The sequence below is a fragment of the Mycobacterium sp. 4D054 genome (assembly GCF_052245755.1).
GTDB lineage: Bacteria > Actinomycetota > Actinomycetes > Mycobacteriales > Mycobacteriaceae > Mycobacterium.
Window position 1 is genome coordinate 67,941 of sequence record NZ_JBQQCF010000006.1, and the last position, 24,725, is coordinate 92,665.

A 24,725-nucleotide genomic window follows, 5' to 3' on the forward strand; every position below is an offset into this window, starting at 1 on the left:
TCACCGCTCAGATGTTGGTGTTCAGCGCCCGGCTGATGATGTTGGTCAGCGCGGACACGATCGAATCCCCGGTGACCACGGTGTACAGGATCGCGCCGAACGCCGCCGCGGCGATGGTGCCGATGGCGTACTCGACGGTGGACATGCCGTCGTCGGCGACAGCCAGCACGAGCATCCTGGTGCGAATGTCGCGGATACGGTCTTTCCACATGCTTTTCCCCTTTTTCTCTGGTGTTCACAGCACTCCCGACTGCAGGACGTCTCCGGCCAAGCCGGCGACGACCGGCACGATGCCCAGGCACAGGAACGCCGGCAGATAACACAGCCCGAGCGGCCCCGCCATCAGCACCGAGGCGCGTTCGGCCTTCGCACCGGCCGCGTCCGCGGCTTCGGCCCGCAGCTGGACGGCCAGATCCTCGACGCCGCGGGCCAGCGCGGCGCCCGACGTGGCGGAGCGACGGGCCATCCGCAGCACCGCATTCAGGGCGTGGCCGGGGGCCGCGTCGGGACTCGACCACGCGTGCGCAGGGTCGGCGCCCAGCGCCGTCAGATCGGCCGCCCGCCGCAACAGCGCAGCCAATCCCCGCGGTGCGGACTCGGCCACCGCGGACGCCGCGGCCGACACCGCCATGCCGGAACGCAGGCACGCCGCAAGCACGTCCAGCGTGGCTGCGACGGCGAGGACGTCATCGGGCCCCGGCCGTCCGCGCACGGGCCGCGCGGGTTGCCGGCCCCGGCGGACCCTGGCCTCCGAGGCGGCGGGCAACGTCAGTACAGCGAGCGCCAGAAACAGTGCGGGCCAGGTCATGTCATGACGCCGGCCATGATGCGGTCGGACCACAGCAGTCCGGCGCAGACGAACGTCGTCCCGATCACCAGCAGCCATCCGCCCGCGCCGGACAACAGGAAGCTCAGCGGATCTGCGCCGACCGCATGCCCGAGCAACACGCCGAGCACCGGCAGCCCGGCCAGGATCGCCGCGGTGGCGCGCGCACCGGCCAGACCGGCTTCGACACGGCCGCGGAAGCGTTCACGCTCGACGACATCGCACTGCGCGGCCTGAATCAGGCTGGCCACCGCCAATCCCTGCGCCTGCGCAAGACGCCAACACACCCCGAGCCGTTCCCAGTACCCCGGCAGCAGGGACCGGCGGCCCTCGGCGCGCAGACCTTCGGCGACGTCCGCCCCGAGCAGGGCTCGGGCCGCGACCGCGCCGAGCGACGTCGCCGTCCGGCCGGTGGACTCCTGCGCCGCGGCGCGCATCGCCGCGACCGGGTGGGCACCGACCCGCAGCTCGCCGAGGAGCACGTCGAGGGCGGCCTGCAGCGCCGCCGCTTCCGCCGCGCGATCCCGCCGCCGTGCGACGGCCCGGTTGCGCGCCAGCAGTGTCGCGGCCAGCAGGCCGAGGGACACCGCGGCGGCGGGCGTCGACGACACCGCCACGGCGACGCACACCCCCAACGCGCATACCGGCGCCGGGATACGCAGCCGGCGGGTCTGCGGCGCCGGGAACAGCACAGCGCGCCGGCGCGAGCGGACCGGCACCAACAGCACCGCCGCAGCCAGGGTCAGCGCGGCGACGGTCATGTCCTGCTCGCGTCCTGCACGAGGTCATGCAGCGTGTCGGCGGCCGGACCGAAACCCGTGTCGGCGTGCCAGCCGGTGAGGACCTCGACGATCCCGTCGTCTCGGCGCCGCAGCACCCCCACCTCGGCCAGGCGCCGGCGCCCGGTGCGATCACGCGCCACGTGCAGCACCACCCGGATAGCCGCGGCGAGCTGGCTGTGCAGCGCGGCGCGGTCCAGACCGCCGAGGGCCGCCAGAGCCTCGAACCGGGCCGGCACCTCGGCGGGATTGTTCGCGTGTACGGTCCCGGCGCCGCCGTCATGGCCGGTGTTCAGGGCCGTCAGCAGGTCCACCACTTCGGCTCCACGTACCTCGCCGACGACGATGCGGTCGGGTCGCATCCGCAACGCCTGCCGGACGAGGTCACGCACGGTGACCTCACCGGCGCCCTCGACGTTCGCGCACCGCGCCACCAGTTTGACCAGATGGGGGTGCGCGGGCGCGAGCTCGGCGGCGTCCTCGACGCACACGATGCGCTCCCGGCCCGGTACCGCGGCGAGCAGCGCCGCGAGCAAGGTGGTCTTGCCGGCACCCGTACCGCCGGAGATCACGAACGCCAGCCGCGCGCCGATCACGCCGCGCAGCAGCTCGGCCGCCTCTGGGCCGACCGCGCCCGCGGCGGCCAGGGCGTCGAGGTTTTGATTGGCCGGCCGCAGCACGCGCAGTGACAGGCAGGTGCCGCCGACGGCGACCGGCGGCAAGACCGCGTGCAGCCGGACGTTGAGCGCGGCCCCCGGCTGTGCGGCGCCCAGTCCGCTCAGATTCCCGTCCACCCACGGTTGGGCTTCGTCGAGTCGGCGGCCGGCCGCCAGCGCCAGCCGCTGCGCGAGCCGGCGCACCGCCGCGTCGTCGGCGAACCGCAGATCGGTCCGTCGTAAGCCGGTGCCATCGTCGACCCACACCGCGTCGGGTGCGGTGACGAGCACATCCGTGACGCCGGGTGCCGACAGCAGCGGATCGAGGATGCCCGCGCCGAGCAGTTCGGTCTGAAGTTGGCGGAGGTTGGTCAGCACTTCGGCGTCGCCGAGGACACCGCCGGACTCCGCGCGGATCGCGGCGGCGACCACGCTGGGCCGAAGCGGGGAAGACTGCGCGGCCAGCCGCTCCCGCACCCGGTCGATCAGCGGGGCGCTCATGCGGCGGCCTCGGCGGCCGGCCCGAGTTGCGGATTCTGGCCGAGTACGGCTAACACCTCGCGGGCCGCGCGGGCCAGTGGTGAGCGGGTCCGCACACGCAACCCGCCACGCTCGAGCGAACTTTCGACACCGGGCTGCGGTCGCATCGCCGCGAGCACGGGCAGACCGACGATGCGCGCGACATCCAGCGGGCGCAGGCCGCCCGGGGACGGCCCGCGCACGACGACGCCGGCATTGGGGTTGATGGCCGTCGCCCACATCGCGGTCACAGCGGCCGCGGCGCACGAACGGACATCGGCAGGCGTGACCAACACCACCAGATCCGCCGCCGACACGGCCGTGTCGCTCGCCGGGCCGGGCCGCCGCGCCACGTCGCAGACGACGGTCAGACCGGCGCGGCTGCCGGCCTCGACCACGGCTTCCAGCGGCGCGGCATCGATGTCGTTGCTGACAGCGTCACCAGACAACACCCGACTGGCAGAGAGGATGCTCACGCCGTGCCGCGACGGGAGCGCATCGCGGAGGGCGGAGAAGGCGATCCGCCCACCTGCCGGCGAAAGATCGGGCCACCGCAAACCGGGTTCGGTCTCACTGCCCAGGACCAGATCGAGCCCACCGCCCCACGGATCCCCGTCGATCAAAAGGGATTTCGCGCCGATCTTCGCCAGCGCGGTCGCGAATACCGACGCGCCTCCCCCACCGCGGCCGGCCAGCACGGCCACCACCGGTCCGCGCGCGCCGGTGTGCCGTGCGGCGTCGGCGGCGTCGGCCAGCACGGCCATCAGCGCGCGATCATCTGCGGGCAACGTCACAACGCGTTGCACACCGACAGCCACCGCAGCCTCCCAGTCACTGCGCTCGGGCGCTGCTGCGCCGCTGATCAGAAGCACTCTGGGACGTCGGGGCAGATTACGCGCGGCACACCGGCGGGCGGCCGCGGCGTCGAGCAGCACCGCCGCCGCCCCGGACCACACCCGATGACTGGACGGATCCGCCGCGCGCACGACCTGCATGCCTGCGGCGGCGACGATCCGGTCGACGTCGGTGCCCAGCAGCGGGTCGTCGACCAGAACCAGGATGGCGTCGGAGGCGGACATGACCCCAGCCTCGACCGGTTCCGCACCGCAGGCCAGGGCCCTGGAGGGTCCTGGCTACGATCTGTGGATCGACGCGAGACTGTGAATAACCGGCGCACAGCACGTCCGTGCGCAGCGAAAACAGCATTCCGCAACGTCGTTTTCGGGACATTTTCTATCCGCTTTGCGAAAGCCGCCACGACTTTGCCAATAGCCCCCACAAAAGGGACGACCCCCGCCAGGGGGGGAGGAGGCGGAGGTCGTCGTGTATCAGCCCCGGGGGGTCGGGCTGATGCACACCCGGCATAAGCCGAGTAATGACAACTATACACACGCCGGACAGGGCCGGCGCAAGTATCGAAATGGCAACAACCCGGCCAGAGACCAGGAAAGATGCAGTCGCAGACAGGTGTCGTGATCTGCCAATTTGTACGATCTGCCGCGATCTGTCACACAGCCCACGCCTATGCTGACCATGTGACGTCACCCGAGCCGGCGACCGAGGGTAGCCAGGCACCGACAGCGCCGGCTCCGTCGGAGACCCCCGTTCGCACAGCGGCCTTCTTCGATCTCGACAAAACCGTCATTGCGAAATCGAGCACTTTGGCTTTCAGCAAACCGTTCTTCAGCCAAGGGCTAATCAATCGGCGCACCGTGCTGAAGTCGTCGTATGCGCAATTCCTATTCCTTATGTCAGGGGCCGACCACGACCAGATGGACCGGATGCGCTCCTACATCACCAACATGTGCGCGGGGTGGGATGTCGAGCAGGTGAAAGCCATCGTCGGCGAGACGCTGCACGAGATCGTCACCCCGTTGGTGTTCGCTGAGGCCGCCGAGCTGATTGCCGACCACAAGCTGTGCGGCCGCGACGTGGTGGTGGTTTCCGCGTCCGGCGAGGAGATCGTGGCACCCATCGCCCGTGCGCTGGGCGCCACCCACGCGATGGCCACGCGGATGGTGGTCGACGAGGGCAAGTACACCGGCGACATCGCCTTCTACTGTTACGGCGAGGGCAAGGTCGAGGCCATTCGCGCCCTCGCCGACCGAGAGGGTTACGCGCTCGAGCATTGCTACGCCTACTCGGATTCGATCACCGATCTGCCGATGCTCGAACTGGTCGGGCATCCGACCGTGGTGAACCCCGACCGGGCGCTGCGCAAAGAAGCGGCCGCCCGTGGGTGGCCGGTGCGCACGTTCTCCAAACCGGTGTCGCTGCGCGACCGGATCCCCGCGCCGTCCGGGGCGGCCGTCGCGACCACCGCCGCGGTAGGGGTGAGCGCACTGGCTGCGGGCGCCCTGACGTACTCGCTGTTGCGCCGATTCGCGTTCTGAGGCAAGCCACCTGCACCGACACACCGGTTGCTGGACCGGGAGAGTAACGATCCGGGTTCGCACCCTGATTGGCACTTGATGTGACCGTGGTCACGGAGTACAAAGGAACGCAAGGCAGCCGGGTGAGGCCAAGGCCGAGCCGGAAGAGAAGGCTCGATCTCCCGATCTCGGCTCCTAGCACGGGTCCCGGAACCCACGCGGCGCACGCACCGCGGGAGAGGTGAAGGCGTTGCGGGCCTGCGTGATTGCGAAGATCTGACGGCCATTGCAGCCCTTTGGGTTGGGCTGCAGCCGTAGCGGAGCGCAATTACGCCGAGGCCACCCACGCAACCCGATATTGCACGCTTGGTAACCGGTGACCCGTGCTAGCGGGCGGTGAGCCGACTCGGTCGCAAGACCGATCGGAGCACCGCCCGCTTCGTGTTGCTGGAGGGTGCGGACGGCGGGGTCAGGACGTCGCGGCCTGCGCGATCGAGAGCGCTTCGCGCGCGCCCGCGTGCAGCGCCTCGCTGCTGAGCACCAGCCATGCCGCCAGACCGTCCGGCGTTCCGGAGGCGAATCCCCGTGCCGCAGCGCGGTAGTCACCGGATCGCCGCATCCAGTGCACCTCGGGCACACCGAGCCCGTGCGGGTCCAGACCGGTGGCGATCGTGATGAGCCGCGAGACCGCCCGGGCGACCACACCGTCGGCGGTGCCGAACGGTTCCAGCGTCAGCAGTTCCCCGTGCGCGACCGCGGCCAGCACGGTCGCAGGCACCCGGGTTCCGCCGGTGGCGAGGTCGGCGAGCAGCTCCAGCCGGCGCCCCACCCCTTCCCGCGGCCGGCCCAGCGCGTCGTCGCCGACCAGGTCGGCCGCGGCCAACGCGTGCAGTCTGGCGATGGCCTGCAGCGGGGCGCGCCGCCACACTCCGACCAGTGCCCCCTCACCGCCTTCGAGCGCCTCGGCGACCCGCAGCGCTCCGGCGAGCACCGGGTCGCGGTCTCCGTCCGGCGCGAACTGCAGTGGCCCGCCGTCGAGCACGGACGACGCGCGCGCGGCCCGCAGGGACGCCTCGGCGGCGTTCTTGGGCCAGCCGCGCAAGTTCGTACGGTGCCGGTGAGCCCTGCCCAGCGCTTCCCGGGCCTCGTCGCCGGCCTGCGCGACCCCGGGTAACGTCGTCAGCGGCGCCAACGGATCGCCGGCGGTCGGGCTCATCGAAGGGCACCAGGGGTCACGCGTGGACACGGTAGTCGACCAGTGACCGCGTGCGCCGTGACGCTCGTCGCGGCGAAAGCGCCGCCCACAGCCGCAGAAGTGAGTTGCCAACCTCTTTGCAACGTTGGGTGACTACCCTCACACACATGACCGAGACGCATGTGGACGCGATTGCGTCCTACCCCCCGGCTCCTGAGTTCGCCGCGAACGCCAACGCCACCGAGGCGCTCTACGAGGAGGCCGAGGCCGACCGCTTGGCGTTCTGGGCGAAGCAGGCCGACCGGCTGAGTTGGGAGACCCCGTTCACCGAGGTGCTGGACTGGTCGGACGCGCCGTTCGCGAAGTGGTTCGTCGGCGGCAAGCTCAACGTCGCCTACAACTGCGTCGACCGCCACGTCGAGGCCGGCAACGGCGACCGCGTCGCGATCCATTGGGAGGGCGAGCCGGTCGGCGACGCCCGCGACATCACCTACGCACAGCTCAAGGACGAGGTGTGCCAGGCCGCGAACGCGTTCGCCGAACTCGGCCTGCGGGCCGGCGACCGCGTCGCCATCTACATGCCGATGGTGCCTGAGGCGATCATCGCCATGCTGGCGTGCGCGCGTCTGGGCGCGATGCACAGCGTCGTGTTCGCGGGCTTCTCCGCCAGCGCGCTCAAGGCCCGCATCGATGATGCTCAGGCCAAGCTCGTCGTCACCACCGACGGGCAGTTCCGGCGAGGGTCGGCGGTCACGCTCAAGACCGGGGTCGACGAGGCCATCGACGGGCTCGGTGACGACAGCCCGGTCGAGCACGTCGTGGTGGTCCGCCGCACCGGCATCGACACCCCGTGGACCGAGGGCCGCGACCTGTGGTGGGACGAGCTCGTCCCGAAGGCTTCGACCGAGCACACGCCTGAGGCTTTCGACTCCGAACAACCGCTGTTCCTGCTGTACACCTCGGGCACCACCGGCAAGCCCAAGGGCATCATGCACACCTCGGGGGGCTACCTCACCCAGGCCGCCTACACGCACTTCAACGTGTTCGATCTCAAACCCGAGAGCGACGTGTACTGGTGCACCGCCGACATCGGCTGGGTCACCGGGCACACCTACATCGTGTACGGCCCGCTGGCCAACGGCGCCACTCAGGTGGTCTACGAGGGCACCCCGGCCTCGCCCGATGAGCATCGCCACTACCAGGTCATCGAAAAGTACGGCGTCACCATCTATTACACCGCTCCGACGCTGGTCCGCACGTTCATGAAGTGGGGCCGTCAGCTGCCCGCCGAGCACGACCTGTCGAGTCTGCGTCTGCTCGGGTCAGTCGGCGAGCCGATCAACCCGGAGGCGTGGCGCTGGTACCGGATGGCGTTCGGCGGGGACAAGACCCCGGTCGTGGACACCTGGTGGCAGACCGAGACCGGCGCGATCATGATCTCGCCGCTGCCCGGCGTGACGGCGTGCAAGCCGGGATCGGCGATGCGCGCGCTGCCCGGCATCTCGGCCAAGATCGTCGACGATGACGGCAACGAGCTCGAGCCGTCCGCTGACTTCGGCGAGCACGTCACCGGCTACCTGGTGCTCGACAAGCCGTGGCCGGCGATGCTGCGCGGCATCTGGGGCGATGAGGAGCGGTTCAAGGAGACCTACTGGTCTCGCTTCGCCGAGCAGGGCTGGTACTTCGCCGGCGACGGCGCCCGGTACGGCAGCGACGGCGAGATCTGGGTGCTGGGCCGCATCGACGACGTCATGAACATCTCCGGGCACCGGATCTCCACCGCCGAGGTGGAATCCGCGCTCGTCGGGCACTCGGGAGTGGCCGAGGCGGCGGTCGTCGGCGCCACCGACGAGCACACCGGCCAGGCCATCTGCGCGTTCGTCATCCTCAAGTCCAGCGCGCACGGCGGGCAGGAGGACATGATCGACGAGCTGCGCGCCGAGGTGGCCCGGGAGATCTCCCCGATAGCGAAACCGCGCGAGATCCACGTCGTGCCGGAGCTGCCCAAGACCCGCAGCGGCAAGATCATGCGGCGCCTGCTGCGTGACGTCGCCGAGGGCCGCGAGCTCGGCGACACCTCGACGCTGGTGGATCCGAGCGTGTTCGAGGCGATCCGGGCGAGCAAGTAGGCCGGGGCTAACCCGCCCCGACGGGTACGAAACCGCTGCCGGGCCGGCCCTTGGCGGTGATGTCGGCCAGCTGCGTGTTGAACGACATGGTCACCGCCGGGGTGTGCAGCGGGATGAACTTGATCACGCACGTCGGCAGGTCCTCGGAGAACGCGCCGTGGATCATGCCGACGAGCCGGTTGTTGACGGTGACGGGTGCGCCGGAGTCACCCGGCTGCCCGCACACCTGGTTGACGATGGTCCCCGGCTGTTCTCCGGGGCCCCAGGTGACTCCGCACGAATATCCGGTGGTGCGACCGAGTTTGCAGGCCACGTCGCCGAAGCGGGGATCTGGCGCCAGGCCGTCGATGCGGAAGCCGTTGACCGTGTTGACGGGTGTGACCTTGGCCGGGTCGAACTTGATGACGGCGTAGTCGAGGATGTCGTTGCCCGCGACCATCGTCCCGACGGGGCCCGCGTCCTGATCGGCCTCCGCGGCGACGACGGCGCCCGGGCCGCCGCAGTGCGCCGAGGTGAACCCGATCAGGCTGCCCTGGCTGTCGGTGCCGATGGCGGTCAGCGTGCACAGCGTCTCGCCGTCGACGACGAGCCCGGAGCCGCCACCGAGGGCCACCGGCGGTGCGGCGTGGGCGGGAACGGTGGCGAGGGTCAGCAGGGCGACCAGAGCCAGGAGCGCCGCGCGGACCGGCACAAAGCGCCCGCTCGTGTTCAAATGTCAATCCCCTATCGAGGTGCCCGACCCGCCCAGCAAGGAACTCGCGCAGTCTATCCTCGGGCGGAATCGTTTAGTGGGACGCCACGTGGCAACATGAACGCGACCGAGAAGAGTGGCCGGAAGGAAGCCCCGCGTGAGCGATCGCAGAAACGGCGTGCCGAACACCGTGACGTCGATACCGCTGGTGGACCCTCACGCACCGAAACCCGACCCGTCGATCGGGGATCTGGTCAAGGACGCGACCGCGCAGGTGTCGACGCTGGTGCGGGCCGAGGTCGAGCTGGCCAAGGCCGAGATCACCCGGGACGTCAAGAAAGGGCTCACCGGCAGCGTCTTCTTCATCGCCGCGCTGGTCGTGCTGTTCTATTCGACCTTCTTCTTCTTCTTCTTCCTGGCCGAGCTGCTCGACAACTGGCTGTGGAAATGGGCGGCCTATCTGATCGTCTTCGGCATCATGGTCGTTCTCACCGGGCTGCTCGCGCTGTTCGGTTACCTGAAGGTGCGCCGTATTCGGGGCCCCCAGAAGACCATCGAGACGGTCAAGGAGATCCCGGAGGCGTTCACCCCCGGCCCGGACAAGAGGACCGTAGCGACCACCAACGGCGATCCGTCGACGCAAAAAGACCCCTCAGGCTGGTAATGAACCCACCCGATCCGTCGGTGGTGCGCATCGGCGGGCCGTGGCGGCATCTGGACGTGCACGCCAACGGGATTCGTTTCCACGTGGTGGAAGCGCAGCGCCCAGCCGAGCTCGACGACCGGTCACGCCCGTTGACGGACCGCCCGCTGGTCATCCTGCTGCACGGATTCGGGTCATTCTGGTGGTCGTGGCGCCATCAGCTCACCGGTCTGACCGGTGCCCGCGTCGTGGCCGTGGACCTGCGCGGCTACGGCGGCAGCGACAAGCCGCCGCGCGGATACGACGGGTGGACGCTGGCCGGGGACACCGCGGGCTTGGTCCGGGCACTGGGCCACAACAGCGCCACCCTGGTCGGCCACGCTGACGGCGGCCTGGTCTGCTGGGCCACCTCGGTGCTGCATCCACGAGCCGTGCGGGCGATCGCGGTGGTCAGCTCCCCGCACCCGGCCGCACTGCGCACCTCGACCCTGACCCGGCGCGATCAGGGTCGGGCCCTGCTGCCGTGGATGTTGCGCTATCAGCTGCCGATGTGGCCCGAGCGCGCGCTGACCCGCCACGACGGCGCCGAAATCGAGCGGCTGGTGCGCAGCCGGTCCACGGCGAAATGGCACGCCAGCGAGGATTTCGCGGAGACCGTCGGCCATCTTCGGCGCGCCATCCAGATCCCGTCGGCGGCGCACTGCGCCCTGGAGTACCAGCGCTGGGCGGTGCGCAGCCAGCTGCGCGGTGAGGGGCGCCGCTTCATGGGTTCGATGAAGCGGCCGCTGGGGGTGCCGGTGTTGCACCTGCGTGGGGACGCCGACCCGTATGTGCTGGCCGATCCGGTGCAGCGCACCCAGCGCTACGCCCCGCACGGCCGGTACGTCTCGATCGACGGCGCCGGTCACTACAGCCATGAGGAAGCACCGGAAGCGGTCAACGAACAGCTGCGCCGCTTCCTGGGCCAGGTGTACGGCTGACGGGTCAGCCCGCGTTGATGCAGGTGCCGGTCGGGACGCGTTCGACGTTGCCGACCTTGGCCATCTGCCGGGCCACCTCGTCGGCGGTGAGCACGAACCCGGTGTCGACGTCGTCGACGGCCGCGCCGAACACCACACCGAGCACCTTGCCCTGCCGGTTGATCATCGGCCCGCCGGAGTTGCCCTGGCGCACAGTGCCTCTGATGGTGTAGACCTCGCGGGTGACGGTGGTGGACCGGTAGATGTCCGGCCCGTTGAGCTCGATGACCTCGCGCACCCGCGCCGGGGTCGCGGTGAAGGCGCCGCCGCCGGGATAGCCCATCACGATGCCGTCGGTGCCCGGCTGCGCCTCCGCGTCGACGAACTGCAGCGGGGCGGACGGCAGGTTGGGCACGTCGAGGATCGAGATGTCGGCGTTGGGGTCGTAGGAGACCACCCCCGCGTCGTAGGTCTGTCCGTCCACCTCGACGGTGACACTGTTCGACCCGGCCACCACGTGCGCGTTGGACATCACCCGGTTGGGGGCGATGACGAAACCGGTCCCCTCCAGCACTTTCTGGCAGCTCTGCGCGACTCCGCGCACCTTCACCACGCTCGACCGGGTCGTGTTGACCACCGGTGAGGTGGCCAGCGACGGGTCCGGCGGGTCGATCTCGGCGACCGGTGTCGGTCCGAACGGTTTGAGCACGTCGTGCAGTCCGGCGGTCTCCCACAGCGCCGAAAGCCGGTTGGGTACCGATCGCAGCCAGCTGGGAGCGACGGAGTCGACCTCGGCGATGACCTTGGAACCCTGCACCGCGGCGACCAGATTGGGTTGCGGCGAGGACACCAGCGCGGTGCCCAGCAGCCAGGCCGCCGTCAGCACCAGCACCAGCTGCAACGCGACCCCGACGACCGAGTCGACCACCCGCAGCCCGGGACTGCGGATCGCCCCGCGTACGGCTCTGCCGAGCACCACCCCCGCGATCTCGCCTATCACGACCAGCGCCAGAATCAGGAACAGGGTGACGAAGAGCTTGGTGCGCGGGCCGCTGATGTGGTCGACGACGTAGGGGGCCAGCAGGATTCCCGCCGCGGCGCCCAGCGCCACCCCGACAAGAGCCAGCAAGGAGCCCGGCGCGCCCGATCGCCAGCCGGAGATGGCGGCGATCAGGGCTAACGCCAGGATGCTGATATCAAGCCACTGAGACGAGTTCATCGTTGCGCATCACCGTAACTGCCCTGGGCGTCCAGCAACGCCATTGCGTCGTCGAGTTCGTACACGTTGTCGCTTTCCCACGGCACCGCCCAGCCCGCCACCTCCAGCAGAGCGGCGATCACCTGCCCGGTGAACCCCCACACCATCATCTCGTTGAGCAGGAATGCCGGGCCGGCCGTGCGGCGGGTGTTCTGCTTGCGGTACACCGAGATCCGATTCTGGGGATTGACGAAGGCGCGCACCGGGACCCGGGCCACGACGGCCGTCTCGGCCGCGTCGACCACCGCGACCGGTCCCGGATCCGGTGAGTACGCCAGCACCGGCACGACATGGAAGCCCGACGGCGGGATGAACATCTTGTCCAGCACGGCCAGCGGCTGCACTCGGCCGGTGTCGATGCCGGTCTCTTCGGTGGCCTCCCGCAGCGCGGTGTGCACCGGGCTGCGGTCCTGTGGGTCGGCGGCCCCGCCGGGGAAGGCAGCCTGGCCGGCGTGATGGCGCAGGGTGGAGGCCCGCACGGTCACCAGCAGGTCGGCGTCGTCGGGCAGGACACCCGGCGCCCCGTCCCGGGGGCCGGAGAACAGCACCAGCACCGCAGCGTCCCGGCGGGTGCCGGTCACCGCGGCCGTGGTGTTGGCCGCAGCGAGCCCCGCCAGCACCTCGGGCGCAACTCTGCGGCGGTAGGCGTTCTTGACCGCGCCGGGGTCTTCGACGAGCGGGACCAGCCAGGGCGGAGCGGCGGACGGGATCAGCTCGTCGTGTCTGCTGTCCCAGCTCACGCGACTCCAATCTTCGGGTCGACCGCGGCGGCGATCTCGTCAACGGTCGCAAATGACCGGGGCAGGATCTCGGCAACGCTACCGTCCGGGCGCAGCACCACCGTGGCCGGCATCACGTTGGGCACCTGCAGCGCTGCGGCGATGGTCCTGCGCCCGTCCTGCACGGTCGGCAGGTGCACCCCCAACTCAGCCAGCCGCAGCAACGCCGCGCTCTCGTTCTCGTCCTGGTGCACCGTCAGCACGGTGACCGCCGGGCCGGCGCGGCGCTGATACTCGGCCATCGCGGGCAGCTCGTCGGCGCAGGGTCCGCACCAGTACGCCCACAGGTTGAGCACCACGGCCTTGCCGGCCAGCGCTTTCGCGACGTCGACACGCGATCCGTCCCCGGCGCACTCGAGCACGATGCCGCGCAGCGCCTCCGGGCCGGGACCGGGACCCGGCGACGGGCACGGCGCCAGATCGGCGCGGGCACGCGGACCGGTCAGCGCCTCCGGGGTGTCGGCGTCGCGCCGGTCCCGCGCAGACGGCACGTCGCGTCGCGCGCCCGGTTCGGAGTCGCCGGCACCTAGTTCGGTCCACAGCGCGACACCGAGGGCGATCAGGATGACCAGCGCCACGATGCTCCACCGGGTCGACGCACTGACGGACAAGACCTGCGCCTACAGCCCCGCCAGCGCCAGCAGGTGCTCGGTCTCGGGCCCCTTGACCAGCGGCGCGGCGATGAGCGGGTCGGTGGGGCCGGTCCCGTAAGACGGGCAGTCGTTGGCGAGCACGCACACCCCGCAGGCGGGCTTACGGGCGTGGCACACGCGCCGGCCGTGGAAGATCACCCGGTGGCTGAGCAGTGTCCACTCGCGGCGCTCGATGAGCTCGCCGACGGCGTGCTCGACCTTGACGGGGTCCTCCTCGGCGGTCCAGCGCCACCGACGGACCAACCGCCCGAAGTGGGTGTCGACGGTGATTCCCGGGACGTCGAACGCGTTGCCCAGGATGACGTTGGCGGTCTTGCGGCCGACGCCGGGCAGCGTGACCAGTTCGTCGAGGGTGGCCGGAACCTTCCCATCGAAGCGTTCCACCAACGCCTGGCCCAGCCCGATCAGCGAGTTGGCCTTGTTGCGGTAGAACCCGGTGGGCCGGATCAGCTCCTCGAGCTCGGTACGGTCGGCGGTCGCGTAGTCCACGGCAGTCCGGTACTTCTTGAACAGGGCCGGGGTGGTGAGGTTGACGCGCTTGTCGGTGCTCTGCGCGGACAGAATGGTTGCGACGGTGAGCTCCAGCGGATTGGTGAAGTCCAATTCGCAGTACACGTGCGGAAACGCTTCTGCCAGAGCGCGGTTCATCCGGCGGGCGCGGCGGACCAGGCCGAGCCGGGTCTCTTTGTCCCATTTCGCGGCGCGCGGGGCCCTGCCGGCCGGTTTCACGGTCACCAGGCCAGGGTACTGACGACGACCGACACACCCGGTGGTGGATAGGTCCTTAACGTGGACTTTTCGTGATCCCGCCGAGACCTTCACCGTGTTTACTTCTGCGTTGTGTCGTGGTTGCTCGTCGCGCTGATCCCTGGGTTGCTGATGTTGGCGACCTTCGGTCTGGAGCGCGTCGAGGCCGGCCTGCGTCGCGACGCGTTCTCCCCGGCCGACGTCGACGAGTTCCTGCGCCGGGCCGACACCGACCGCGCCGAGACTCCGGCATCGGCGAACGCCGACAGGGCGCCGCGCACACCGCCCCGGCGCGTCGAGCAGCGGGACACTCCGACGGACGGGTTTCTCGAACCTGTGTCGGCGCCGGGACTGACCGCCGGCGGGTACTTCGCTACGCTCGCGAATACTGAGTTTCGGCAGACCCGACATGCCGATCGTGTGTAGCGTGGGCAGGTCACACAGGGCTTGCCTCTAGACTGACGTCACGACTTTCGAGGTCGGCTCGCGCATTTTTTGATCATCGAACGCACAAACATCGAACGCACAAAGGGGCAACGTGGACGAGATCCTGGCCAGGGCCGGAATCTTCCAGGGTGTAGAACCGAGCGCCGTTTCCGCGCTGACCAAGCAGTTGCAGCCCGTCGACTTCCCGCGCGGACACACGGTGTTCGCCGAGGGTGAGCCCGGCGACCGCCTGTACATCATCATCTCCGGGAAGGTGAAGATCGGTCGCCGTTCCCCGGACGGTCGCGAGAACCTGCTGACGATCATGGGCCCGTCGGACATGTTCGGTGAGCTGTCGATCTTCGACCCGGGTCCGCGGACCTCGAGCGCCACCACCATCACCGAGGTGCGCGCGGTGTCGATGGACCGTGAAGCGCTGAGGGCGTGGATCGCCGACCGGCCCGAGATCGCCGAGCAGCTGCTGCGCGTGCTGGCCCGCCGTCTTCGCCGCACCAACAACAACCTCGCCGACCTGATCTTCACCGACGTCCCCGGCCGCGTCGCCAAGCAGCTGCTGCAGCTTGCGCAGCGCTTCGGCACGCAGGAGGGCGGCGCGCTGCGCGTCACGCACGATCTGACCCAGGAGGAGATCGCCCAGCTGGTCGGCGCGTCCCGCGAGACCGTCAACAAGGCGCTCGCAGACTTCGCCCACCGCGGCTGGATCCGCCTGGAGGGCAAGAGTGTGCTGATCAGCGACTCCGAGCGGCTGGCCCGCCGAGCGAGGTAGACCCTTTCCGCGGTTACTTCCGCAGGAAGTTCAGCTGCGCTTGCACCGACCATTCGGCGGCGTCCCACAGCTTCTCATCGACATCGGTGTACACGTGCTCGACGATTTGCCGGGCCGTGGCGTCCTCCCCCAATGCGCGTAGCGCGGCCCGGACCTGGTCGAGTCGCTCTTCGCGATGCGTCAGATACATCTGGCTGACGGCGACCATGTCGTCGAGTTCGGGTCCGTGCCCGGGCAGCACCCTACGGTGCCCGAGACCGCGCAGCCGGCGCAGCGACTCCAGGTAGTCCCCGAGGTCGCCGTCCTCGTCGTCGATGACGGTGGTGCCCCGCCCCAGGATCGTGTCCGCGGTCAGCACCAAATCGTCATCGACGAGGAAGGACACGGAATCGGCGGTGTGGCCGGGGGTCGCCATCACGGTGATCTTGAGACCGGCCGCGTCGATCACCTCACCGTCGGTCAGCGAGCCGCCGAGACCGCGCTGGAAACCGCTGCCCACCGACCGCACCACCGCTCCGGTCAGGTCGACCAGTCGGTCGATGCCGCCCGTGTGGTCGCCGTGGCGGTGACTGATCAGCACCAGCGGAATCGGGCCGAGCGCGGCAAGCCGCTCGATGTGCTCGTCCTTGTCGTCGGGGCCGGGATCGATTACGACCATCTCGTCGCTGCCCGGTCCGCGCAGCACCCAGGTGTTGGTCCCGTCGAGCGTCATCAGCCCCGGGTTCTCGCACAGCAGCACCGACGCGGTGTCGGTCACCGGTCGCAGCACGTTGTACGCGGGGTGCTCCACCTACGCGACCTCAGCCCGATCGTCGCTCACGCGACCTCCACGATCACTTCCACTTCCACCGGCGCGTTTCGCGGCAGCTCGGACACCCCGACCGCGGAGCGGGCATGGGCGCCGGCCTCGCCGAATATCTCGCCGAACAACTCGGAGGCCCCGTTGATGACACCGGGCTGCCCGCCGAAGCCGGGCGCGGAGGCGACGAAGCCCACGACCTTGACCACCTTGACCACAGCGTCGATGCCGACCAGCGCGTCGACGGCGGCCAGCGCGTTGAGCGCGCACCGGCGGGCCAGCGCGTGCGCATCCTCGGCCGACACCTCGGCGCCCACCTTGCCGGTCACGGTCAGCTCACCGCCGGCGATCGGCAGCTGTCCGGCGGTGTAGACGAGGTTGCCGGTGCGCACCGCCGGGACGTAGGCCGCCAGCGGCGCGACCACCTCGGGCAGCGCGATGCCCAGCTCGTCCAGTCGGGCCGACCAGGCGCTCACTTGGGTCGCTTGAGGTAGGCCACGTGCTGCTCGCCGGTGGGTCCGGGCAGCACCGAGACCAGTTCCCAGCCGTCTTCACCCCACTGGTCGAGGATCTGTTTGGTGGCGTGCGTCAACAGCGGGACGGTCGCGTACTCCCATTTGGTCGCTTCGCTCACGCCGCCCACCTCTTCTGTTCGCTCATGCGGCTGAGCTTATCCGGGATCGGACAGGCCTTGGCTAGCATGCTTGGGTGGCTACCACCCCTTCCGGGTCTTCCGGTTCTTCCGGATCGTCCCGCACCAAGCAGCCCGGCTGGCCTTCGCGCCTGACCAAGGCGCGGCTGCACTTCGTCTCCGGCAAAGGCGGCACGGGCAAGTCGACCATCGCCGCGGCGCTGGCGCTGGCGCTGGCCGCGGGTGGCCGCAAGGTGCTCCTCGTCGAAGTCGAAGGGCGCCAAGGGATCGCGCAGCTCTTCGACGTCCCGCCACTGCCCTATGAAGAGGTCAAGATCGCGACCGCCGAAGGCGGGGGCCAGGTCAACGCGCTGGCCATCGACACCGAGGCGGCGTTCCTCGAATACCTGGACATGTTCTACAACCTCGGCCTGGCCGGACGGGCGATGCGCCGGATCGGCGCCGTCGAGTTCGCGACGACGATCGCTCCCGGCCTGCGGGACGTGTTGTTGACCGGCAAGATCAAAGAGATCGTCACGCGTAACGAGAAGGATCAGCCGCGGGGCAAGGGCGCCGTGTACGACGCGGTCGTCGTCGACTCGCCGCCCACCGGACGTATCGCACGCTTCCTCGACGTCACCAAGGCCGTGTCGGACCTGGCCAAGGGCGGGCCCGTGCATTCGCAGGCCGAAGGTGTGGTCAAGCTGCTGCACTCGGATCTGACGGCGATCCACCTCGTCACGCTGCTTGAAGCGCTGCCGATCCAGGAGACGCTGGAGGCGATCGAGGAGCTGCGGGAGATGGGTCTGCCCATCGGCAGCGTCATCGTCAACCGCAACATCCCCGCCTACCTCGCTCCCGACGACCTGGCCAAGGCCGCCGAGGGCGTCATCGACGCCGATGCGGTGCGGGCCGGTCTGGCGAACGCGGGCATCACGCTCTCCGACGACGATTTCGCCGGCCTGCTCACCGAAACCATCCAGCACGCCACCCGCATCGCGGCGCGCAACGAGAGTGCCGAGCAGCTCGCCGAACTCGATGTGGCCCGGCTGGACCTGCCCTCGCTGCCCGACGGGGTCGACCTCGGCAGCCTCTACGAACTAGCCGAAGAGCTCGCCCACCAGGGCGTGCGGTGAGCGGGAGAGACACGATGAGCCACACCCCACCGGCCCTCGACATGGCGTCGATTCTGCGCGACACCTCCAACCGGGTCGTGGTCTGCTGCGGGGCGGGCGGCGTCGGCAAGACCACCACCGCGGCCGCGATGGCTCTACGGGCCGCCGAATACGGCCGCACCGTGGTCGTGCTGACCATCGACCCGGCCAAGCGGCTGGCCCAGGCGCTCGGGATCCGGGATCTGGGCAACACCCCGCAGCGGGTGCCGCTCGCGCCGGAGGTGCCCGGCGAACTGCACGCGATGATGCTCGACATGCGTCGCACGTTCGACGAGATGGTGATTCAGTACTCCGGACCCGGCACGGCGGACGCCATACTGGACAACCAGTTCTACCAAACTGTGGCCACCTCGCTTGCCGGCACACAGGAGTACATGGCCATGGAGAAGTTGGGACAGCTTCTGGCAGAAGACAAGTGGGATCTGATCGTCGTCGACACCCCGCCGTCGCGCAATGCGCTGGACTTCCTCGACGCCCCCAAACGCCTGGGCAGCTTCATGGACAGCAGGTTGTGGCGGATGCTACTGGCACCGGGCCGCGGCATCGGCCGGTTGGTCACCGGCGCGGTCGGCCTGGCGATGAAGGGCATGTCGACGATTCTCGGTTCCCAAATGCTTTCGGACGCAGCCTCTTTCGTGCAGTCCCTGGACGCGACGTTCGGCGGATTCCGGGAGAAGGCCGACCGTACCTACGATCTGCTCAAACGGCGGGGCACACAGTTCGTGGTGGTGTCGGCCGCCGAGCCCGACGCGCTACGTGAGGCGTCGTTCTTCGTCGACAGGCTCTCCTCCGAGCACATGCCGCTGGCCGGGCTGATCCTCAACCGGACCCATCCGACGTTGTGTCAACTGCACGCCGAGAAAGCGGCCGAGGCCGCCGACGATCTGGCCGAGACCGACCCGGACTCGGTGGCGGTGGCGGCCTTGCGTATTCATGCCGACCGGGCCTCGACGGCCAAGCGGGAGGTGAGGCTGCTGTCGCGTTTCACCGGCGCGAACCCGCACGTGGCGCTCGTGGGTGTGCCGTCACTGCCGTTCGACGTATCCGACCTCGAGGCGCTGCGAGCGATCGCCGATCAGATCACCGGCGGGCCAGCCGCGGCGTAGACCGCGAATTTCGCCCCAATGCAGTAGCCGCGCCCCGGAGGGCGCGGCTTCCGCGTGTCCGATCGGCTGGGCCGACCCGCGAATCAGGCAATCGCGGCTCAGCTGTGCGAGGTGTTAGCCAGCAGTACGGTGTTTGCGCTGAGCGGCAAAGAAGTCGGCCCAGGAGACGACCTCGGGATGCTGCTTAAGCAGGGCGCGGCGCTGACGCTCGGTCATGCCTCCCCAGACGCCGAACTCCACCCGATTGTCCAGCGCGTCAGCGCCGCACTCGGCGATGACGGGGCAATGCCGGCAGATCACCGCGGCTTTGCGCTGGGCAGCGCCGCGGACGAACAGTTCATCCGGATCCGTCTGGCGACACCGGGCTTGTGAGACCCAGGCAATACGGGCCTCGGCCTCTGCGCTGTGCGGAATGGACTGGCCGGATGGGTCCACGGAGGTCTTACGAGCCGCAGGCTTGATTGTTGACACCGGCGATCCCCTTATCGTTCTGGCCGCGCCCCGACAACGCAGACGATTATTAACCCACGCGTCGATTGCTGATGCGATCTACGCCACACTGCGAGTACCAGGTGTGACCTGCATCGCACTGTCAGCTCAACTTAGGTGGTCAGGGACGGTTTGCGCAATACATCCGTGACCACTTTTTTGGGACGACCGTGCCGTCATGCGGGTATCGTGCCGGACCTCGGGGGGCTCGTCTGTGCATAACCGCTTCCGAATGGCGTTTGACATGGCCTGTCACGACCGTATCCGGGCTGCTCGTGACCGGGCGCCCGGAATTCGTCGCTAGTCTGTACGCATGCCGGAGCACCCCTCGGGCCGTCCGCCGCGCGCGGTGACGGTCATCAAGCTCGCCTGGTGTGTGTTGCTCGCCAGCGTGGTGGCCGCCGGATTGATGTTCCCGATCGTCGGGGGTTTCGGGTTGGTGTCCAACCGCGCGTCCGACGTCGTCGCCAACGGTTCGGCGCAACTGGTCGAGGGTGAGGTCCCTCAGGTGTCGACCATGACGGACTCCAAGGGCAACATCATCGCGTGGCTGTATAACCAGCGGCGCTTCGAGGTGCCCAGCGATCAGATCGCCAACCCGATGAAGCTGGCGATCGTTTCTATCGAAGACAAAAGGTTTGCCGACCACAACGGTGTCGACTGGCAGGGCACGCTCACGGGCCTGTCGGGTTACCTGTCGGGCAACCTCGACACCCGGGGTGGTTCGACGATCGAACAGCAGTACGTGAAGAACTACCAGTTGTTGGTGATCGCGCAGACCGACGCCGAGAAGCGGGCCGCGATCGAGACCACCCCGGCCCGCAAGCTGCGCGAGATCCGCATGGCGCTGACGTTGAACGAGACGCTCACCAAGCCGGAGATCCTGACCCGCTACCTGAACCTGGTGTCGTTCGGCAACAACGCGTTCGGCGTGCAGGACGCCGCGCAGACCTATTTCGGTGTCAACGCCTCGGAGCTGAATTGGCAGCAGGCCGCACTGCTGGCCGGCATGGTGCAGTCCACGAGCACGCTCAATCCGTACACCAACCCCGACGGTGCGCTGGCGCGCCGCAACGTGGTGCTCGACACCATGATCGACAACCTGCCCGAGTACGCCGACGAGCTGCGCGCGGCCCGGGAGGAGCCCCTGGGGATACTGCCCCAGCCGAAGGAACTGCCGCGCGGCTGCATCGCCGCCGGCGACCGCGCGTTCTTCTGCGACTACGTGCTGGAGTACCTGGCCCGCGCCGGGATCAGCAAGGATCAGGTGGCCAAGGGCGGCTACATGATCAAGACGACGCTGGATCCGGACGTGCAGGCCACCGTCAAGAACGCGATCACCCAGTACGCCAGCCCGGATCTACCCGGCGTCGCGAGTGTGATGAGCGTGATCCGGCCGGGTAAGGAGTCGCACCCGGTGCTGGCGATGGCCAGTAACCGTACCTACGGCCTGAATCTGGACGCCGGGGAGACGATGCAGCCGCAGCCGTTCTCGCTGGTGGGCAATGGCGCCGGGTCGGTGTTCAAGGTCTTCACCACGGCCGCGGCGATGGAGATGGGCATGGGCATCAACGCCCAGCTCGATGCGCCCAGCCGCTTCGAGGCCAAGGGGTTGGGCAGCGGCGGTGCGCGGGGCTGCCCGCCCGCGACCTGGTGCGTACAGAACGCCGGCAACTACCGCGGCCAGATGAGCGTCACCGATGCACTGGCCACCTCCCCCAACACGGCGTTCGCGAAGCTGATCGCCCAGGTCGGGGTGCAGCGCACCGTGGACATGGCGGTGCGGCTGGGCCTGCGCTCCTACGCGCTGCCGGGCACCGCGCGCGACTACGACCCGGAAAGCAACGAGAGCCTCGCCGACTTCGTGAAGCGGCAGAACATCGGTTCGTTCACCCTCGGCCCGATGGAGGTCAACGCACTCGAGCTGTCCAACGTGGCCGCGACGCTGGCCTCCGGCGGCACGTGGTGCCCGCCCAACCCGATCGCCGAGGTGTACGACCGCTACGGCGAGCCGGTGTCGGTGACGACCGAGACGTGTGAGCAGGTCGTCCCGGAGGGGCTGGCCAACACACTGGCCGTCGCGATGAGCAAGGACGACACCGGTGCGGGAACCGCCGCCGGTGCGGCGGGCTCGGCGGGCTGGACCCTGCCGATGTCCGGCAAGACGGGCACCACCGAGGCCAACCGTTCGTCGGCGTTCCTGGGCTTCACCAACCAGTACGCCGCGGCCAGCTACATCTACGACGACTCGACGGCGCCCACCGAGCTGTGCTCGTTCCCGTTGCGGCAGTGCGGCTCCGGCAACCTGTTCGGCGGCAATGAGCCGGCCCGCACCTGGTTCACCGCGATGACACCCATCGCCACCGCGTTCGGTGACGTCACGCTCCCGCCCACGGATCCGCGCTACGTGGACGGGGCGCCGGGTTCGAAGGTGCCCAGCGTGGCGGGTCTGACCCAGGACGCCGCGCGGCAACGTCTGCGCGAGGCCGGATTCCAGGTCGCCGATCAGCCCTCGCCGGTCAACAGTTCGTCGTCGTACGGCACCGTGGTGGGCACGTCCCCGACCGGGCAGACGGTTCCGGGATCGATCATCACCATCCAGATCTCGAACGGCATCGCCCCCGCTCCGCCACCGCCGCCGGCCGGTGCGCCGCCGCCGGGCGGGCCGCCACCGCCGGTCGGCCAGCAGGTGATCCAGATTCCGGGCTTGCCGCCGATCACGGTGCCGGTCCTCGGCCCGCCGCCGCCACCGCCGCCGGGCTGACCCCCGGGAACCTGTGACGCACGGGGAGTAGCGATAGGCTGGGCGAATGCACGTCGCTTCACCGGGATCGATCCTGAAGACCACCGCCGCCGCGTCGGTCGGCACGCTCGTCGCCGGCATCGGGTACGCGTCGCTGATCGAGCGCAACGCCTTCGTGGTCCGCGAGGCGACGATGCCGGTGCTGACCCCCGGGTCGTCCCCGCTGAAGGTGCTGCATATCAGCGACATCCACATGCGGCCCACTCAGCGGCGCAAGCAGGCGTGGCTGCGCGAGCTCGCGGGCTGGGAACCCGATCTCGTCGTGAACACCGGCGACAACCTGGCGCACCCGAAAGCGGTGCCGGCCGTGGTGCAGGGCCTCGGCGACCTGCTGTCGGTACCCGGTGTTTTCGTGTTCGGCAGCAACGACTATTTCGCGCCGAAGCTGAAGAACCCCGCCAACTATCTGACCAAGCCCACCCACCGGATCCACGGTGAGCCGCTGCCCTGGCAGGACCTGCGGGCGGCGTTCACCGAGCGCGGCTGGCTGGACATGACCCATACCCGGCGCGAGTTCGAGGTGGCCGGCCTGCACGTCGCCGCGGCCGGCGTGGACGACCCGCACCTGACCCGGGACCGCTACGACACCATCGCCGGGCCGGCCAGCCCGTCGGCGAACCTGACGCTGGGGTTGACGCACTCCCCCGAGCCGCGGGTGCTGGACCGCTTCGCCGCCGACGGCTACCAACTGGTGATGGCCGGCCACACCCACGGCGGTCAGCTGTGCCTGCCGTTCTACGGTGCGATCGTCACCAACTGCGACCTCGACCGGTCGCGGGCCAAGGGCCCGTCGCGCTGGGGCGCCCGCACCCAGCTGCACGTGTCGGCCGGCATCGGCACCTCGCCGTTCGCGCCGCTGCGGTTCTGCTGCCGCCCCGAGGCGACATTGCTGACGCTGGTGGCGGCTCCGACCGGGGGTTCCGACGCGGGATCGAAGGCCGGACAGTCGAGCCCCTCCGTATCGGCGCGGTGAGCCCGCCGGGCCCGTGTCAGCGGCAATCGCGGGCATGGGTGGACAACGCGGTCCGGCTGATCGAGGCCGACGCGCACCGCAGCGCTGACACGCACCTGCTGCGCTACCCGTTGCCGTCGAGTTGGTCGGCGGGCGTCTCGCTGTATCTGAAGGACGAGACCACCCACATCACCGGAAGCCTCAAGCACCGGCTGGCGCGGTCGCTGTTCCTGTACGCGCTGTGCAACGGCTGGATCGGTGAGGATACGACGGTCATCGAGGCGTCGTCAGGCTCCACGGCGGTGTCGGAGGCGTACTTCGCGGCGATGCTGGGGTTGCCGTTCATCGCGGTGATGACGGCCTCGACGAGTGCCTCGAAGATCGCGCTGATCGAATCCCAGGGCGGGCGTTGCCATTTCGTCGAGGAGGCGGCGCAGGTGTACGAGGAGGCGCACCGGCTGGCCGACGAGACCGGCGGGCATTATCTCGACCAGTTCACCAACGCCGAGCGCGCGACGGACTGGCGGGGCAACAACAACATCGCCGAGTCGATCTTCTCGCAGATGGGCCAGGAGAACCACCCGGTGCCCGACTGGATCGTCGTCGGCGCCGGCACCGGCGGCACCAGCGCCACCATCGGGCGCTACATCCGCTACCGGCGTCACCCCACCCGGCTGTGCGTGGTGGACCCGGAGAACTCCGCGTTCTACCCGTCGTACATGAGTGGGGAGGATGTGGTCACCGGCGCGTCGTCACGCATCGAGGGGATCGGGCGTCCGCGGGTCGAGCCGTCGTTCGTGCCGGGAGTGGTGGACCGGATGATCTCGGTGCCCGACTGCGCGTCCGTGGCGGCGGCGCACCACGTGGGCCGGGTGCTCGGGCGGCGGGTGGGCCCCTCCACGGGGACCAACATCTGGGGGGCGTTCTGCCTGCTCGCCGAAATGGTGGCCGAGGGCTGCAGCGGGTCGGTGGTGACGTTGCTCGCCGACAGCGGCGACCGCTACTCCGACACCTACTTCTGCGACGAGTGGCTGACCAGCCACGGCATCGACCCGGCCGAATCGTCCGGGGTGCTGGCCGAGTTCGAGCGGTCCGGGCGCTGGCCCTGATCGTCGGCGCGCCGCGTTAGCGGGCCGTCGGAAGTCAGGAACAGCCACAGCGCGGCCAGCAAGAAGAAGCCCAGGTAGATCGATGCGCCCAACCCGGTCATGGCTCGCCTCGTTTCGTCGGTCTGTGTCTGTCAGTGTGCATAACGCCACCGACAGCTCCGTTCCTTCCCCGGGGTGTGTCGCGTCACGGATGGGCGTTTGGCGTCTTCGGCGCCCGGTGCGATACGCTGTCGTGGCTTCAC

26 protein-coding genes are annotated in these 24,725 nt (G+C 69.4%); 11 read left to right on the top strand and 15 right to left on the bottom strand.

From position 1 onward, the window contains the following. Positions 1 to 7 precede the first annotated feature (7 nt). Genes ACTWP6_RS06995 through ssd form a run of 5 tightly spaced genes read right to left on the bottom strand, consistent with a single transcriptional unit; the run spans position 8 to position 3,859 of the window. Positions 8 to 211 carry a DUF4244 domain-containing protein gene (locus ACTWP6_RS06995; RefSeq protein WP_443187210.1) on the bottom strand — a complete coding sequence of 68 codons (204 nt, stop codon included), beginning with the start codon at positions 209 to 211 and terminating at the stop codon, positions 8 to 10. Between the two features lie 24 nt (positions 212 to 235). Continuing rightward, positions 236 to 808, bottom strand: coding sequence for a type II secretion system F family protein (locus ACTWP6_RS07000; RefSeq protein ID WP_443187211.1), 573 nt, complete (start codon positions 806 to 808; stop codon positions 236 to 238). After that, positions 805 to 1,587 (bottom strand): type II secretion system F family protein, encoded by a 783-nt coding sequence (locus ACTWP6_RS07005; protein ID WP_443187212.1) that lies wholly within the window; start codon positions 1,585 to 1,587, stop codon positions 805 to 807. Before ACTWP6_RS07005 ends, ACTWP6_RS07000 begins: the two co-directional genes overlap by 4 nt. Then, positions 1,584 to 2,762: a TadA family conjugal transfer-associated ATPase gene (locus ACTWP6_RS07010; RefSeq protein WP_443187213.1), complete on the bottom strand. Its 1,179-nt coding sequence runs from the start codon at positions 2,760 to 2,762 to the stop codon at positions 1,584 to 1,586. The genes ACTWP6_RS07005 and ACTWP6_RS07010 overlap by 4 nt, the downstream gene beginning before the upstream one ends. Beyond that, complete coding sequence (gene ssd / locus ACTWP6_RS07015; protein ID WP_443187214.1) at positions 2,759 to 3,859, bottom strand: septum site-determining protein Ssd; 1,101 nt, start codon at positions 3,857 to 3,859, stop codon at positions 2,759 to 2,761. The genes ACTWP6_RS07010 and ssd overlap by 4 nt, the downstream gene beginning before the upstream one ends. Positions 3,860 to 4,315: 456 nt before the next feature. Between ssd and ACTWP6_RS07020 the strand changes: the two genes are divergently transcribed. Beyond that, positions 4,316 to 5,173, top strand: a complete 858-nt coding sequence (locus ACTWP6_RS07020) for an HAD-IB family hydrolase (RefSeq protein ID WP_443187215.1) — start codon at positions 4,316 to 4,318, stop codon at positions 5,171 to 5,173. Positions 5,174 to 5,621: 448 nt separating this feature from the next. Here ACTWP6_RS07020 and ACTWP6_RS07025 read toward each other — a convergent pair whose 3' ends face one another. Beyond that, complete coding sequence (locus tag ACTWP6_RS07025; RefSeq protein ID WP_260755628.1) at positions 5,622 to 6,368, bottom strand: oxidoreductase; 747 nt, start codon at positions 6,366 to 6,368, stop codon at positions 5,622 to 5,624. Positions 6,369 to 6,514: 146 nt separating this feature from the next. On the opposite strand from ACTWP6_RS07025, the gene acs reads away from it, so the two are divergent. Further along, the gene (acs, locus tag ACTWP6_RS07030) at positions 6,515 to 8,476 is read left to right on the top strand and encodes an acetate--CoA ligase (RefSeq protein WP_443187216.1); all 1,962 of its coding nucleotides are present in this window, start codon (positions 6,515 to 6,517) and stop codon (positions 8,474 to 8,476) included. 7 nt (positions 8,477 to 8,483) lie between these two features. Here the strand turns inward: acs and ACTWP6_RS07035 are convergent, their stop codons facing one another. Then, a complete protein-coding gene (locus ACTWP6_RS07035; RefSeq protein ID WP_443187217.1) occupies positions 8,484 to 9,188 on the bottom strand; it encodes a S1 family peptidase in 705 nt (234 codons plus the stop codon). Positions 9,189 to 9,324: 136 nt separating this feature from the next. On the opposite strand from ACTWP6_RS07035, the gene ACTWP6_RS07040 reads away from it, so the two are divergent. Together ACTWP6_RS07040 and ACTWP6_RS07045 are read left to right on the top strand one after the other, a co-directional pair. Then, positions 9,325 to 9,831 (top strand): phage holin family protein, encoded by a 507-nt coding sequence (locus tag ACTWP6_RS07040; protein WP_260755631.1) that lies wholly within the window; start codon positions 9,325 to 9,327, stop codon positions 9,829 to 9,831. Continuing rightward, positions 9,831 to 10,790, top strand: coding sequence for an alpha/beta fold hydrolase (locus tag ACTWP6_RS07045; RefSeq protein ID WP_443187218.1), 960 nt, complete (start codon positions 9,831 to 9,833; stop codon positions 10,788 to 10,790). The genes ACTWP6_RS07040 and ACTWP6_RS07045 overlap by 1 nt, the downstream gene beginning before the upstream one ends. A 4-nt stretch (positions 10,791 to 10,794) precedes the next feature. Here ACTWP6_RS07045 and marP read toward each other — a convergent pair whose 3' ends face one another. From marP to nth, 4 genes are read right to left on the bottom strand one after another with little or no spacing between them, the layout of a single operon-like run. Then, positions 10,795 to 11,988, bottom strand: coding sequence for an acid resistance serine protease MarP (marP, locus tag ACTWP6_RS07050; RefSeq protein ID WP_443187219.1), 1,194 nt, complete (start codon positions 11,986 to 11,988; stop codon positions 10,795 to 10,797). Next, positions 11,985 to 12,767 carry an NUDIX hydrolase gene (locus ACTWP6_RS07055; RefSeq protein ID WP_443187220.1) on the bottom strand — a complete coding sequence of 261 codons (783 nt, stop codon included), beginning with the start codon at positions 12,765 to 12,767 and terminating at the stop codon, positions 11,985 to 11,987. The genes marP and ACTWP6_RS07055 overlap by 4 nt, the downstream gene beginning before the upstream one ends. Next, on the bottom strand, positions 12,764 to 13,417 hold the full coding sequence (locus ACTWP6_RS07060) for a TlpA disulfide reductase family protein (RefSeq protein WP_260755635.1): 654 nt from the start codon (positions 13,415 to 13,417) through the stop codon (positions 12,764 to 12,766). Before ACTWP6_RS07060 ends, ACTWP6_RS07055 begins: the two co-directional genes overlap by 4 nt. Before the next feature lie 9 nt (positions 13,418 to 13,426). After that, positions 13,427 to 14,107, bottom strand: coding sequence for an endonuclease III (gene nth / locus ACTWP6_RS07065; RefSeq protein WP_260757836.1), 681 nt, complete (start codon positions 14,105 to 14,107; stop codon positions 13,427 to 13,429). Positions 14,108 to 14,299: 192 nt separating this feature from the next. Here nth and ACTWP6_RS07070 point away from each other — a divergent pair, with 192 nt between their 5' ends. Both ACTWP6_RS07070 and crp read left to right on the top strand, forming a co-directional pair. Beyond that, positions 14,300 to 14,632 carry a hypothetical protein gene (locus ACTWP6_RS07070; RefSeq protein ID WP_260755636.1) on the top strand — a complete coding sequence of 111 codons (333 nt, stop codon included), beginning with the start codon at positions 14,300 to 14,302 and terminating at the stop codon, positions 14,630 to 14,632. Positions 14,633 to 14,744: 112 nt separating this feature from the next. Beyond that, a complete protein-coding gene (gene crp / locus ACTWP6_RS07075; protein ID WP_003931718.1) occupies positions 14,745 to 15,419 on the top strand; it encodes a cAMP-activated global transcriptional regulator CRP in 675 nt (224 codons plus the stop codon). A gap of 13 nt (positions 15,420 to 15,432) precedes the next feature. Here the strand turns inward: crp and ACTWP6_RS07080 are convergent, their stop codons facing one another. The 3 genes from ACTWP6_RS07080 to ACTWP6_RS07090 are packed head-to-tail and all read right to left on the bottom strand — an operon-like array spanning position 15,433 to position 16,852. Further along, positions 15,433 to 16,209 (bottom strand): MBL fold metallo-hydrolase, encoded by a 777-nt coding sequence (locus ACTWP6_RS07080; RefSeq protein ID WP_443187221.1) that lies wholly within the window; start codon positions 16,207 to 16,209, stop codon positions 15,433 to 15,435. 26 nt (positions 16,210 to 16,235) lie between these two features. Further along, positions 16,236 to 16,694 (bottom strand): RidA family protein, encoded by a 459-nt coding sequence (locus tag ACTWP6_RS07085; RefSeq protein WP_260755639.1) that lies wholly within the window; start codon positions 16,692 to 16,694, stop codon positions 16,236 to 16,238. Further along, complete coding sequence (locus ACTWP6_RS07090) at positions 16,691 to 16,852, bottom strand: DUF4177 domain-containing protein (protein ID WP_157897640.1); 162 nt, start codon at positions 16,850 to 16,852, stop codon at positions 16,691 to 16,693. The genes ACTWP6_RS07085 and ACTWP6_RS07090 overlap by 4 nt, the downstream gene beginning before the upstream one ends. Positions 16,853 to 16,926: 74 nt before the next feature. On the opposite strand from ACTWP6_RS07090, the gene ACTWP6_RS07095 reads away from it, so the two are divergent. Both ACTWP6_RS07095 and ACTWP6_RS07100 read left to right on the top strand, forming a co-directional pair. After that, positions 16,927 to 17,985 (top strand): ArsA family ATPase, encoded by a 1,059-nt coding sequence (locus ACTWP6_RS07095; RefSeq protein ID WP_260755640.1) that lies wholly within the window; start codon positions 16,927 to 16,929, stop codon positions 17,983 to 17,985. 14 nt (positions 17,986 to 17,999) lie between these two features. After that, positions 18,000 to 19,130, top strand: coding sequence for an ArsA family ATPase (locus ACTWP6_RS07100; protein WP_260755641.1), 1,131 nt, complete (start codon positions 18,000 to 18,002; stop codon positions 19,128 to 19,130). 114 nt (positions 19,131 to 19,244) lie between these two features. On the opposite strand, the gene ACTWP6_RS07105 is transcribed toward ACTWP6_RS07100, so the two are convergent. Further along, positions 19,245 to 19,601: a WhiB family transcriptional regulator gene (locus ACTWP6_RS07105; protein ID WP_396884657.1), complete on the bottom strand. Its 357-nt coding sequence runs from the start codon at positions 19,599 to 19,601 to the stop codon at positions 19,245 to 19,247. Between the two features lie 331 nt (positions 19,602 to 19,932). Between ACTWP6_RS07105 and ponA2 the strand changes: the two genes are divergently transcribed. The 3 genes from ponA2 to ACTWP6_RS07120 are packed head-to-tail and all read left to right on the top strand — an operon-like array spanning position 19,933 to position 24,483. Beyond that, complete coding sequence (gene ponA2, locus ACTWP6_RS07110) at positions 19,933 to 22,383, top strand: transglycosylase/D,D-transpeptidase PonA2 (RefSeq protein WP_443187222.1); 2,451 nt, start codon at positions 19,933 to 19,935, stop codon at positions 22,381 to 22,383. A 46-nt stretch (positions 22,384 to 22,429) separates the two neighbouring features. Beyond that, the gene (locus tag ACTWP6_RS07115; RefSeq protein WP_260755643.1) at positions 22,430 to 23,395 is read left to right on the top strand and encodes a metallophosphoesterase; all 966 of its coding nucleotides are present in this window, start codon (positions 22,430 to 22,432) and stop codon (positions 23,393 to 23,395) included. Continuing rightward, a complete protein-coding gene (locus ACTWP6_RS07120; RefSeq protein WP_443187223.1) occupies positions 23,392 to 24,483 on the top strand; it encodes a PLP-dependent cysteine synthase family protein in 1,092 nt (363 codons plus the stop codon). The genes ACTWP6_RS07115 and ACTWP6_RS07120 overlap by 4 nt, the downstream gene beginning before the upstream one ends. Positions 24,484 to 24,725: the final 242 nt, after the last annotated feature.

Excerpts from the sequence above, each read along its gene's own strand:
- ACTWP6_RS06995 (WP_443187210.1), bottom strand. The coding sequence starts at position 211 with ATGTGGAAAGACCGTATCCGCGACATTCGCACCAGGATGCTCGTGCTG.
- ACTWP6_RS07000 (WP_443187211.1), bottom strand. The coding sequence starts at position 808 with ATGACCTGGCCCGCACTGTTTCTGGCGCTCGCTGTACTGACGTTGCCC.
- ACTWP6_RS07005 (WP_443187212.1), bottom strand. The coding sequence starts at position 1,587 with ATGACCGTCGCCGCGCTGACCCTGGCTGCGGCGGTGCTGTTGGTGCCG.
- ACTWP6_RS07010 (WP_443187213.1), bottom strand. The coding sequence starts at position 2,762 with ATGAGCGCCCCGCTGATCGACCGGGTGCGGGAGCGGCTGGCCGCGCAG.
- ssd (WP_443187214.1), bottom strand. The coding sequence starts at position 3,859 with ATGTCCGCCTCCGACGCCATCCTGGTTCTGGTCGACGACCCGCTGCTG.
- ACTWP6_RS07025 (WP_260755628.1), bottom strand. The coding sequence starts at position 6,368 with ATGAGCCCGACCGCCGGCGATCCGTTGGCGCCGCTGACGACGTTACCC.
- acs (WP_443187216.1), top strand. The coding sequence starts at position 6,515 with ATGACCGAGACGCATGTGGACGCGATTGCGTCCTACCCCCCGGCTCCT.
- ACTWP6_RS07045 (WP_443187218.1), top strand. The coding sequence starts at position 9,831 with ATGAACCCACCCGATCCGTCGGTGGTGCGCATCGGCGGGCCGTGGCGG.
- marP (WP_443187219.1), bottom strand. The coding sequence starts at position 11,988 with ATGAACTCGTCTCAGTGGCTTGATATCAGCATCCTGGCGTTAGCCCTG.
- nth (WP_260757836.1), bottom strand. The coding sequence starts at position 14,107 with ATGAACCGCGCTCTGGCAGAAGCGTTTCCGCACGTGTACTGCGAATTG.
- ACTWP6_RS07100 (WP_260755641.1), top strand. The coding sequence starts at position 18,000 with ATGAGCCACACCCCACCGGCCCTCGACATGGCGTCGATTCTGCGCGAC.
- ponA2 (WP_443187222.1), top strand. The coding sequence starts at position 19,933 with ATGCCGGAGCACCCCTCGGGCCGTCCGCCGCGCGCGGTGACGGTCATC.
- ACTWP6_RS07115 (WP_260755643.1), top strand. The coding sequence starts at position 22,430 with ATGCACGTCGCTTCACCGGGATCGATCCTGAAGACCACCGCCGCCGCG.